The organism is Kitasatospora sp. MY 5-36 (assembly GCF_001182915.1).
GTDB lineage: Bacteria > Actinomycetota > Actinomycetes > Streptomycetales > Streptomycetaceae > Kitasatospora.
Genome location: NZ_LFVW01000222.1, coordinates 1 through 10,919, shown reverse-complemented (window position 1 = coordinate 10,919; position 10,919 = coordinate 1). Strand labels below are relative to the sequence as shown.

General features: G+C 75.4%; 8 protein-coding genes. 4 read left to right on the top strand and 4 right to left on the bottom strand.

Annotation, left to right across the window (positions count from 1 at the left end; genetic code table 11):
- Window positions 1–1,132, top strand: a 1,132-nt coding sequence (locus AE652_RS16455) for a hypothetical protein (RefSeq protein ID WP_053112084.1), incomplete at its 5' end; no start/stop codon positions are given.
- Between the two features lie 55 nt (window positions 1,133–1,187).
- Here the strand turns inward: AE652_RS16455 and AE652_RS16450 are convergent.
- The gene (locus AE652_RS16450) at window positions 1,188–1,688 is read right to left on the bottom strand and encodes an inorganic diphosphatase (protein ID WP_049652137.1); all 501 of its coding nucleotides are present in this window, start codon (window positions 1,686–1,688) and stop codon (window positions 1,188–1,190) included.
- 229 nt (window positions 1,689–1,917) lie between these two features.
- Here AE652_RS16450 and AE652_RS16445 point away from each other — a divergent pair, with 229 nt between their 5' ends.
- Window positions 1,918–2,994, top strand: a complete 1,077-nt coding sequence (locus AE652_RS16445) for a restriction endonuclease (RefSeq protein ID WP_049652136.1) — start codon at window positions 1,918–1,920, stop codon at window positions 2,992–2,994.
- A gap of 76 nt (window positions 2,995–3,070) precedes the next feature.
- Here AE652_RS16445 and AE652_RS16440 read toward each other — a convergent pair whose 3' ends face one another.
- From AE652_RS16440 to AE652_RS16430, 3 genes are all read right to left on the bottom strand, one after another.
- Window positions 3,071–4,966 carry a CocE/NonD family hydrolase gene (locus tag AE652_RS16440; RefSeq protein ID WP_082345764.1) on the bottom strand — a complete coding sequence of 632 codons (1,896 nt, stop codon included), beginning with the start codon at window positions 4,964–4,966 and terminating at the stop codon, window positions 3,071–3,073.
- Between the two features lie 261 nt (window positions 4,967–5,227).
- Window positions 5,228–6,052, bottom strand: coding sequence for a Mut7-C RNAse domain-containing protein (locus tag AE652_RS16435; protein ID WP_082345763.1), 825 nt, complete (start codon window positions 6,050–6,052; stop codon window positions 5,228–5,230).
- A gap of 112 nt (window positions 6,053–6,164) precedes the next feature.
- Window positions 6,165–7,442 carry an MFS transporter gene (locus tag AE652_RS16430; protein WP_049652134.1) on the bottom strand — a complete coding sequence of 426 codons (1,278 nt, stop codon included), beginning with the start codon at window positions 7,440–7,442 and terminating at the stop codon, window positions 6,165–6,167.
- Between the two features lie 468 nt (window positions 7,443–7,910).
- Here AE652_RS16430 and AE652_RS16425 point away from each other — a divergent pair, with 468 nt between their 5' ends.
- Together AE652_RS16425 and AE652_RS16420 are read left to right on the top strand one after the other, a co-directional pair.
- Entirely contained in the window at window positions 7,911–10,331 is a 2,421-nt protein-coding gene (locus tag AE652_RS16425) for a molybdopterin cofactor-binding domain-containing protein (protein ID WP_082345762.1), read from the top strand.
- Window positions 10,332–10,366: 35 nt separating this feature from the next.
- Window positions 10,367–10,834 (top strand): (2Fe-2S)-binding protein, encoded by a 468-nt coding sequence (locus tag AE652_RS16420; RefSeq protein WP_049652133.1) that lies wholly within the window; start codon window positions 10,367–10,369, stop codon window positions 10,832–10,834.
- Window positions 10,835–10,919 lie beyond the last annotated feature (85 nt).

Below are 10,919 nucleotides of genomic sequence, written 5' to 3'. Positions count from 1 at the left end.
CGCCGAGCAGGCCCGCCTCCAGGACGCCCGCACGGCCGGCTTCACCGAGCGCTCCGGCCTGGGCGAGCTGCTCGGCGGCTTCCCCTCCGCGCTGTGCGCCGCCCGCAACGCCCGGCAGGCCGAACGGGTGGCCGACACCTGGGGCCGGACGCTCTGGCAGGCGGGCGTGGACCGCGCCCAGGGCCGGCGGCCGAGCGGCGAACTGCCCGCCCGGGACGACCGCCCGCTGTACTGGACCAGGCTCGCCATGACCGTCCAGCTCGCCCGCTGGCAGCCCCGGTTCGACGTCGACCACGCCGCGCTGCGGGCCCGTTTCGAGGACGCCTCGCGCGGCCTGGACGACGGTTTCAGCGCCGCCCCCGGCGTCCGGCGGATCTTCGTCAGCGGCTTCGACCCGTTCGGCCTGGACGCCGAGGCGCGCCGCGCCAACCCCTCCGGGTCCGCCGTCCTGCAGCTGCACGGGCAGCGGATCACCCTCGCCGACGGCAGCGCCGCCGAGGTCCGGGCGGTCGTCCTGCCGGTGCGCTACGGGGACTTCGACAAGGGCATCGTGGAGCGCGCCTTCACCCCGCACCTGCGGCCGGGCCGGCAGTCCGCCGACCTGATCACCAGCATCAGCCAGGGCTACCCGGGCAAGTTCACCCTGGAGGAGTGGGCCGGGCGCGCCCGCTCCGCCGACCCGGCCACCGACAACGTGGCCGCGCTCTCCGGCGGCACCTCCCAGCACCCGGTGGACGCCCCGGGGCTGGCCCCCGGGCCGCAGTTCGTCCGCACCACCCTGCCGACCGACGCCATGCGGGCCGTCCAGCAGCCCTTCCCGGTGCTGCTCGACACCTTCGTCACCGAGATCCCGGCGGGCGCCACCGGGCCGGTCTTCCGGCCGGACGGCCCCACCCCCGGCTCCCGCGCGGTCTCCGGTGGCGGCGGCGGGTACCTCTCCAACGAGGTCGCCTACCGCTCCAACCGGCTGCGCCTGTTCCTCGCCCCGGACCTCCCCGGCGGCCATCTGCACACCCCGGTCCTGAACGGCCTGCCGGCCGACCCGGACCGGCTCACCGCACCCGAGTTCGAGCAGAACGAGGCCGCGATCGGCGACGAGGTCCGCGCGATCCTGAGCGCCGCCAGGCTCTGACGGACCGTCCGGGCACGCCCCGGGGACGGTCCGGGGCGGCCCGGGGGGGCGCCCGCTACGCCGGGTCGGCGAAGCGGGTGCCCGCCGCGCGGGCCCGCGACTCGGCGATCTCCGCGTAGGCGGCGTCGCGGCCCGCCCAGTGCGAGCCCTCGACGGACTTGCCGCGCTCCAGGTCCTTGTACACCTGGAAGAAGTGGGTGATCTCCAGCAGGTCGAACTCGCGCAGGTCGCCGATGTCCCGCAGGTCCGCGTAGCGCGGGTCGTGGGCCGGGACGCAGAGCACCTTCTGGTCCGGGCCGCGTTCGTCGCGCATCACCCACACGCCCACCGCCCGGCAGGTGAGCACGCAGCCGGGGACGGCCGGCTCGCCGCCGAGCACCAGGGCGTCCAGCGGCTCGCCGTCGCCGCCGAGGGTGCCCTCGACGTAGCCGTAGTCGGCGGGGTAGGCGGTGGCCGTGAAGAGGGTGCGGTCCAGCCGGATCCGGCCCGCCACGAAGTCCATCACGTACTTGTTCCGCGACCCCTGCGGGGTCTCGATCATGACCTCGAACTCCACCGCTGGCCTCCTCCTCGGCTCCTGGGGGGATTGTCCGCCGTCCGGACGGCCACCGGAAGCACCCCCGCCGTCGAGCCGCCCCCGCGCCGCCCGAGGCCCGTGCGCACGCCGGTGCCCGTGCGCCAGGTCTCGATTGTGCGGCGGAAGTGACGGCCCGACAATTCTTCGTCCACGATTCCTCTACGGTGACGCCTGCAACAGCCGTCACCATGCAAGAGGGGGCACGCCCATGTCCCGGAGCCGGAAGCTCCACCGCCTCAGCAACCCCGACGCCGACGAACGCCGCGCCCAGCGCGCGCTCTTCCGTCACCTCCGCGACGACACCAACGCCAACCGCGGCCGGATGGCCAGGCGCGTCCGCGAACTCCAGCTCCTGCTGGCGATGGACCCGGTCGAGTTCGAAGGCCTCATCGCCCGGCTGATGGAGGCGATGGGCATGAAGGTCGAGCTCACCGCCCGGTCCCGGGACGGCGGGGTGGACGTCCGCGGCATCGACCCCGACCCGTTCCGCGGCGGCAACGTCATCGTGCAGGTGAAGCGGTACCGGGACACGGTGGCGCCCACCGCGGTGCGGGACCTGTACGGGACGCTGCGCCACGACCAGGCCGCGACCAAGGCCGTCCTGGTCACCACCAGCAGGTTCGGCCCCAGCTCGCACCAGTTCGTCGCGGGCAAGCCGATCACCCTGCTGAACGGCTCCGAGCTGGTCGGTCTGCTCAAGCACCACGGCTTCCACGAGGTCTTCGCGGCCGTCCAGGACGAGGCCTCCGCCGAGGCCGGCGCCCTGGACGGACTGCCCGCGATCGAGGTGGCCGCCGAGCCCTCCCGGCTGCTCCTGCACTGGACCGGGGAGGAGGAGTACGACATCGCCGCCCTGGTCTGCCGAGGCAACGTGGCGCTCTCCGACGACCACCTGGTGTTCTACAACAACGGCTCCACGCCGGACGGTTCGGTGCGGCTGGTGACCGGCTACGGCGACGCGAACGCCTGCCTGATGGTCGACTTCGACGCGCTGCCCGCCGACGTCGACCGGCTGGTGGTCATCGCCGCCGCGGACACCGAGAACCACCCCGGGGCCACCATGGGCGGGTTCGCCGGGCCCGCGCTGATCCTGGAGGCCGGCGCCGGACAGGACGCGGCCGTGGTGCACCTGGCGGACGGCGCGGAGACCAACACCGCGATGCGGCTCGGCCGGTTCGACCGCGAGCCCTCCGGGGACTGGGAGTTCACCCCGGCCCTCGCCGGGTACCCGGGCGGGCTGCGGCAGGCCGTGACCGCGTACGGCCTGGAGGTCGTGGACGCCTGACCCGGCGCGGCACGACGTGAGGTGAGGTGCCGACGCGGGGCACCCGGCCGAGACCGGGTGCCCCGCGTCGCACCCCTCAGCGCACGACGGGCAGCTCCAGCGCCGAGCCGCGGTCGCCGCCCCAGCCGATCCGGTAGCCCGCCTTCCCGTCGGCCGGGAGCAGCTGGAAGGAGTCGGGGTTGGCGGCCGCGACGGTGAGCCGGATCCGCTCACCGGCCCGGAACAGCACCGAGACGGGCTGGAGGTCGATGGTGACGCGCTGCGCGCGGCCCTGCGGGAAGTCCTCGGCGTCCTCGGCCGCGTAGCTGCGCGGCGTGCGCAGCCGGCGCCAGTCGGGATTGTCCGAGCGGTCCGCCACCGCCCGGTCGGCCAGCGAGAGTTGACCCTCCGTCAGATAGGTGACCCGGCCGTCCGGCGCGACGTCCTCCAGGTAGACGTGCAGGGCGCCGCGGGCCGAGCCCGCCAGGCCGGTGACGTCGAGGGTGACCTTGCCGTTGCCGGTGACCCGGGTGTCGGCGCCCAGCGGTGCGGTGGTGTAGCCGAGCAGCTTGGCGTCGACGGCGGCGCGGTCGGGGTAACTGACCTCGTCGCCGCTGAGGTTGGTGTTCCAGCGGTCCAGCGGGCCGGTGCCCGCGGTCGGGTCGAGGAGCAGCTGGTCGGAGCCGCCGCGGCGGTCGTCCGCCCCGTCGACGGACGAACGGCCCGTGGGCGGGTGGTCGGTGAGCGAGCGGCCCGCGCCGAGGTCGAACCGCCGGGTGCGGGTGCCGGGCACCGGCCAGCGGGTGGTGGTGCGCCAGACGCCCTCGTTGAAGGTGTAGTAGTGCACCCGCCGGGTGCCGTCGGGGTGGGCGTCGCCGCGGACGTAGCGGTCGAAGAAGTCGAGTACCCGCTGGTCGTTCTCCTGGTGCTCCTGCCCGGTGAGCGGGCGGGCGGGCTGGAACGGGTCGGCGAACCAGCCGGCGCCGTGGTTCCACGGGCCGATCCAGTCGTCCTGGGTGTTGGACAGGCCGGTGAACTGGGAGAGCACCCCGTTGGCGGTGCCCGCGTCAAGCCAGCCGGCCCTGGTCAGGACCGGCACCCCGCCGGCCTCGACGGCGTCGGTCCGCTCGCCGACGCTGCCGACCGTCCAGCTCTTCGGCCCGTCCCGGTAGTCGCGGTGGACGCCGGAGTGCGCCATCTCGACCAGGTTGGCGTTGTTCGCGTGCTCGGCGCGCGCGGCGGCGAGCAGGGCGGGGCCGTCGGGCCCGTCGACCGGCCGGGGCTGGAGGCCGGTGAGGCCGATGCGCGCGCAGAGCTGCCGGGTGTCCTCGTCCGTCTCGCAGGTGGTGCCGCCGGCCTGGTCGAGGATGCGCAGCAGCAGCGCGTACGGGGCGACCCGGGGTTCGATGAGCAGGCCGCCGGGGCGCACCAGGTCCTCGTAGGGGTCAAAGTCGTAGGAGATCGGGGCGGCGGCGGTGATGTGGTGGTTGCCGAGGGAGGTGGCGAGCATCGCGGTGTCGCCGCCGTAGGAGATGCCGGTGGTGCCGATCCGGCCGTTGGACCAGGGCTGGGCGGCGATCCAGTCGCTGAGCGGGCCGCTGTCGGCGGTCACGTCGGCGCCGAGTTCGGAGGTGAGGGTGCCGAAGGAGGCGCCGGTGCCGCGCAGGTCGGCGACCACGTAGGCGTAGCCGCGGGCGGTCCACCGCTCGGCCTCGCCACTGGTGCCGCCGGGTTCGCCGGCCTTGACCCTGGCCCGCCAGTAGCGCTGGGTGACCAGGACGGTGGGCAGGTCGGCGCCGGCCCGGGTGCCCTCGGGCAGGTAGACGTCGACGGCGAGGCGGACCCCGTCCGGCATGGTCACGTAGCGCGACCGCAGATGCGGCTCGGCGGGCCCGGACGGCCCGGCGGCGGCCGCCGGGGCGACCGAGAGCCCGAGCACGGCCGCGGCGGCGACCAGCGCCGCCAGCGGGCGGCGCAGCACTCCCCGCCTCATCGGACGGTCGCCTTCCGGGTGCCCTGCTCCGGGCGTGCCCCGCCGTCGGTCCCGGATACCTTGAGCAGCGGCGGTGGGTACCCCCCGGCCCCGTCCGGGGCGGTCGGCACCGCGGCAACCCCCGTGTCCGTGGTGCGGAAGGGCTGTTGCCCTGGCTGAGTACTCATACGACGACCTGGCCTCTCTCCTGCGAGTGAGTAGCGTGGTCTCGTCCCCCACCGCCGATGGGACCACGGGCGCCGGGCCGTCCGCCAGAGCGCGCTACCCTGAGACGACCCCGATCCGGCCCTGGCCCTCCCCGGACCCGTGGACCTCCCCGAACTCCCCTACCGGCCCTGGCTCCTGGCCCGGTCCGCCGGCCCGGCCTGGGCCGAAGTCGCGCACCGCCTCGGCGACGATCGCCTCCAGCCGGGCGTGGTGGGCGCCGCGCCAGTAGGCCTGGCCGCAGTCCTCGCACTGGGCGAAGGCGTCGTACGAGCGCTCGGTGCCGTCCCGCAGCTGCTCGCGCACCGAGGTCTTGGTGGCCGGGTGCAGCCTGCCGTTGCAGGCGGTGCAGCGGCTCCACGGGGCGAGCGGCGGCGCGAAGCGGGAGAGCACGTCGCGCAGTTGCTCGGCGGGGCGGTGGCTGTAGACATAGGCGCCGGCCCACAGTTCGCGGCGGCGCAGCAGGCCGCGGTCGCGGGAGAGCATGATCCGCTGCTCGGCGGCCGAGCGGGCGGCCAGGGCGGCGTCGCCGATGTCGGGGTTCTCGTACGCGGCGTCCACGCCGAGCAGGCGCAGCCGGCGGGCGAGGGTGCCGAGGTGGACGTCCAGCAGGAAGCGCGCCGGGACGGGCGAGGGCTGCGGCCTGGCCACGGCCCGGACGGTGATCTCCTCGCCGTCGGCCGGGACGTGGCTGTCGGGCACCGCCCGGCCGTCCACCAGCAGGGCGCCGACCTCGGTGAGCGGCACCCCCAGGGACTCGACGACGTGGCCGAGGGTGGAGGCGCCGTCGGTGCGCAGCGCGGTACGGCCGGCCCGCCGGGGCGCGGAGACGAAGAGGTGCAGCTCGGGGGCGAAGTCGAGCTGGATCTGGGGTCGGTCCACGCGGCCAGCATGCCAGCGGGCGGCGGCCCGGGGCCACCGGGTTTCCGGCCCGGTCCGGTCCGGTCCCGTTGGACGCTCCCCGGGCCGCCTTGGGGGTTCCCGTCCGGTACGGTCAGGCCCCCGGCGCCGCTCCCGCCACCACCGGGGGCGCCGGCGGTGACACCGCGTGACCGCGGTCCCGGGCCGCCCAGCGGGCGACCGGCCCCATCGCGTACCCCGCCGCGAGGAACACCCCGCCCAGGACCAGCCAGCCGGCCAGGCCCCCCTCCAGCAGCAGCGCGGTGAGCAGCAGCGGTCCGAGGGTGCGGGCGACGGCGACGCCGGTGCCGAAGAAGCCCTGGTACTGGCCGATCCGCCCGGGCGGGGCGAGGTCGAAGGCGATCTGCCAGCTGCCGGCCGACTGCCGCATCTCCCCGGCCACCTGCAGGACGGAGGCGGCGACCAGCAGCGCGCCGACCGCCCAGACCGGCACGTCCAGCGCGGACAGCCCGAACACGGCGCAGGAGCCGAGCAGCAGCAGCCCGGCGGAGCGGACCGCCTGGGCGGCCGGTTCCAGTCCGGTGATGCCGCGGGCCGCCCGGACCTGGAAGGCCAGCACCGCGAGGGTGTTGAGCACGAACAGCGCCGAGCCGAGCCAGCCGATCCCGGGGGCGCGCGCGGCGATCCAGAGCGGGATGATCAGGCTGAGCAGCGGCATCCGCAGCAGCAGGACGGCGTTGACCGCGGTGACGGCGGCGTATCGGCGGTCGCGCAGCACGGCCAGGCGCGGCCCGGCGTCCGACGGCCCGGTCGCGGGCGGGGCTTCGGGCAGCCGCCGCAGGACCAGCGCGCCGATCAGGAAGCCGAGCGCGGTGACGGCGAAGGCGGCCAGGTAGGCGGCGCGGGTGCCGACGCTGAGCGCGATGCCGCCGATCGCCGCGCCGACGGCCAGTCCGCCGTTGAGGGTCGACTGGATGTGGGCGAGCAGCGCGGTCCGCTGCGCGGGCGGCACCAGGGCGGCGACCAGCGCCTGCCGGGCGGCGGTCAGGCCGGACTGCGCGGTGGCGTAGAGGCAGACCGCGAGCAGGAACAGCGGGTAGGAGCGGATCACCAGGAAGGCGGCGACCACGGCCGCCGTGCCGAGCGCGAGCGCCATCGAGGTGCGGCGCGGGCCCCGCTGGTCGGCGAGGTGTCCGAGCGGGACGCCGGCGAGGGAACCGAGCGCCCAGGCGAGGGTGAGGCCGAGCCCGAGGGCGGTCGGGGACATCCCGACCACCCGGGTGAAGTAGAGGGCGGAGCAGGTGTAGTACGCGCCGTCGCCCACGGCGGCGGCCAACTGGGCGGCCGCGAGGGTCCGCTGGGGCCCGGCGGGCGGCAGGGCGCCCCAACGGGCGGTTCGGTCGGACGGCATGCCCCTCCTTCACTCGTTCGCGGGCGCCACCGGCCGGAGGCGTCCGGGCGGTCACCCGCACGCGCCCCAGGGCCGTCAACGCCCCGCGGCCGTAAACGCCTCACGGACCGTCACCCTTGTTCGCGGCCCCCGGACGGGCGGCGCGCGGAGTCGGTCTTCGCAACCGCCGGTTCGGGTGCGCCCCCAGCCTACGGAAGAACCGGCCCAGTGGAACGGTCCAGTGATCAAGGAATTTCCTGGGCCAATTCCCCCTGCCGCCGCACCGTCGACCGACCCCTGAACCCGCGTGCGAGGGGCGCCAGTTGGCGCCTCCGAGCCCGTCCCGGCGGCCCTGCCCCGGCCCCGCCCGCAGCTCCGAAGCGCCGTCCGTACCCGCTCCGACTCCGCTCCCGCCGACCGTCGCACAACCGTGATCGGGCCGACCAAGGGCCAACTTTGACCGTGTTGACCCGTCAGTAGCCTCCTTTTATGCTCAACGGCGTTCGCGATCCGGCACCGGCCCGGGGCCGCCCCGCCCGCCCGTTCCGTCGCCGTCTCCGGCCCGAAGGGTGTCCTCCCATCAGCACCTCCCTCGCCCCCTCGGACTCCAACGGCCGACCGCGCGACGCCGGGCACCCGAACGGTACGGCTGCTGCCACGGACGCCCCGGGCCCGGAGGGCACCCGCCGCCGGCGCTTCCTCACCTACCTGCTGGCCGCGCCCACCCTCACCGTCGGCGCCCGCCTCGGCGCCGACGCCGTCGCACCCGCCACCGCACAGGCCGCCCCGCGCCCCGTCCCGTCCCCCGCCGCGGCCGCCGTGCCGGTCCGCGAGACCGCCCTCCCCCAGCAGCTGATCGGCCTGCCCGGTATCCCGGACATCGTCGACCTCGGCGACGCGATGATCATCGCCGGGCTGCCGACCGCCCACCTGCTGGTCCTCGAAGTCACCCCCGCCGGACGCGCCGTGCTGCACCTGCCCCGGCTGGAGGTCGGCCAGGGCCTCACCACCGCGATCGCCGTCATCGTCGCCGAGGAGCTCGACGCCCGGCTCTCCGACGTCGACGTCCCGCTCTCCGACGCCCGCCCCGAACTGCTCTTCAACCAGCTGACCGGCGGCTCCAACTCGATCCGCTCGCTGTACGACCCGGTGCGCGCCGCGGCCGCCGCCGCCCGGGCCCGGCTGGTGACCGCCGCCGCCAGGCGCTGGAACGTTCCCGCGCCCACCCTGCGCACCGCCGACTCCGCCGTCCTCGCCCCCGACGGCCGCCGGCTCGGCTACGGCGACCTCGCCGCCGAGGCGGCCACCGTCGCCGCACCCGCCGTCCCCGCCCTCCCCAAGACCCCCGACCAGCTGCGCCTGGTCGGCCGGCCGACCGGCCGGATCGACGCCCGCGACATCGTCACCGGCCGTGCCAAGTACGCCGGGGACCTCGACGTCCCGGGCGCCGTGCCCACCGTGGTCGCCCGCCCGACCACCGTCAACGGCACCCTCAAGTCCCTGGACGCCTCCGCCGCCCGCGCCATGCCCGGAGTCCTCGGGGTGGTGCAGATCCCGACCGGCGTCGCCGTCCTCGCCGAGACCTTCGACCAGGCGCTCAAGGCCCGCGACGCACTGCGCACCACCTGGAACCCGGGGCCGGTCGCCGGCCTGTCCGACGCCGACGTACGGTCCCGGCTGCGCGCTGCCCACCTGCCGTCCCTCCCACCGCCGCTGCTCTCCCACCGGGTGGAGGGCGAGTTCGACTTCGCCTTCGTCAACCACGCCCCGATGGAGGTGCTCACCGCCGTCGCCGACGTCCGGCCGAACCGGGCCGAGCTGTGGTTCGCCGCGCAGAGCCCGATCCTCGCCCAGGGCACCATCGCCGCCGAACTCGGCCTGCCGACGAACGCCGTCACCGTCCACGTGGTGCGCGGCGGCGGCTCGTTCGGCCGCCGGCTGTTCTTCGACGCCGCCCTGGAGGCCGCCCAGGTCTCCAAGGCCGCCGGCCGCCCGGTCAAGCTGATGTGGACCCGCAACGACGACATGCGCCACGGCCGGATGCGCCCGGCCAGCCACCACATCGTCCGGGCCACCTACGGCCTCGGCCAGGTGTTCAGCTGGGAGCACCACGTGGCCGGCGTCCGCACCGACCTCGGACACGGCCTCGGCGACATGTTCACCGCCGCCGGCTACAAGCTCCCACTGGCCGGGCTCACCGGCGCCGAGCTGTTCTTCCTGCTCACCGAGAAGATCCCGTACGACGTCGGGGTGACCAACCAGCTGCTCGCCGAGGTGCCGCTGGAACTGCACACCGGCAGCTGGCGCTCCGTCTACTCCGGCACCGTCCGGGTCTCCGACGAGATCATGATGGACGAACTCGCCCGCCGGATGGGCCAGGACGAACTGGCCTTCCGCCGCGACCGGATGCGCAGCGCCACCGGGCGGGCGGTGCTGGACGAGCTCGCCAAGCGGGGCGGCTGGGGCCGCCCGATGCCCCCCGGCCAGGCCCAGGGCATCGGCTACCACGACGAGCACAGCGCCTGCGTCGCCTACCTCGTCGAGCTGGACGCCACCGACCGCGCCAACCCCCGGGTCACCAAGGCCGTCGTCGTCGCCGACGTCGGCCGGGTGATCAACCCCACCGGCCTGGAAGCCCAGCTCACCGGCGCGCTGGTCGACGGCATCTCGGTGATCCTCCAGGCCGGCAACCACCTGGACAACGGCGCCTTCCGGGAAGGCAGTTACGGCGACTTCCACTACGCCCGGCAGCGGCACACCCCGCCGGTGGTCGAGATCCACCTGATGCCGCCGAGCGGACCGCCCGGCGGCGCGGGCGAGCTGGGCGTCCCGGCCGCCTCCGCCGCCGTCGCCAACGCCTACGCCCGCGCGACCGGCACCAGCCCGCGCTCCTTCCCGATCAACTTCTGACCACCAGCCGAGCCAGCCGAGGAACCGCGACCCCCATGCCCAGCCACACCTTCGTCCTCAACGGGCAGCCCGTGACCGTCGAGGCCCCGGACGACATGCCCCTGCTCTGGGTGCTGCGCGACAAGCTCGGCGTCACCGGCCCCAAGTACGGCTGCGGGGTGGGCGTCTGCCGCGCCTGCACCAGCCACCTGGACGGCCAGGAGTTCCAGCCCTGCACCCGTTCCGTCAAGGACTGCGCGGGCCACACCGTCACCACCATCGAGGGCCTGGCCGACGGCGAGGTGCTCCACCCCGTCCAGGAGGCCTGGCTCGCCTGCGACGTCGCCCAGTGCGGCTTCTGCCAGCCGGGCCAGATCATGACCGCCGTCGCCCTGCTGCGCCGCACCCCGAACCCGACGGACGCGGACATCGACCAGATCCAGAACATCTGCCGCTGCGGCACGTACCCGCGCATCCGCGAGGCGATCAAGCAGGCCGCCACCCGGCAGGGCGCCAAGCCCTGAGCCCTGAGCCCGGGTTCGGCCCACCGCCGTCCCGCCGCCGATCCTCCGCCGTCCCGAACCCTGGCGTCACCGGTCCAGACCACCC

Coding starts and splice junctions, on each gene's coding strand:
- AE652_RS16445 (WP_049652136.1), top strand. CDS start 1,918: ATGTCCCGGAGCCGGAAGCTCCACCGCCTCAGCAACCCCGACGCCGAC.
- AE652_RS16440 (WP_082345764.1), bottom strand. CDS start 4,966: ATGAGGCGGGGAGTGCTGCGCCGCCCGCTGGCGGCGCTGGTCGCCGCC.
- AE652_RS16430 (WP_049652134.1), bottom strand. CDS start 7,442: ATGCCGTCCGACCGAACCGCCCGTTGGGGCGCCCTGCCGCCCGCCGGG.
- AE652_RS16425 (WP_082345762.1), top strand. CDS start 7,911: ATGCTCAACGGCGTTCGCGATCCGGCACCGGCCCGGGGCCGCCCCGCC.
- AE652_RS16420 (WP_049652133.1), top strand. CDS start 10,367: ATGCCCAGCCACACCTTCGTCCTCAACGGGCAGCCCGTGACCGTCGAG.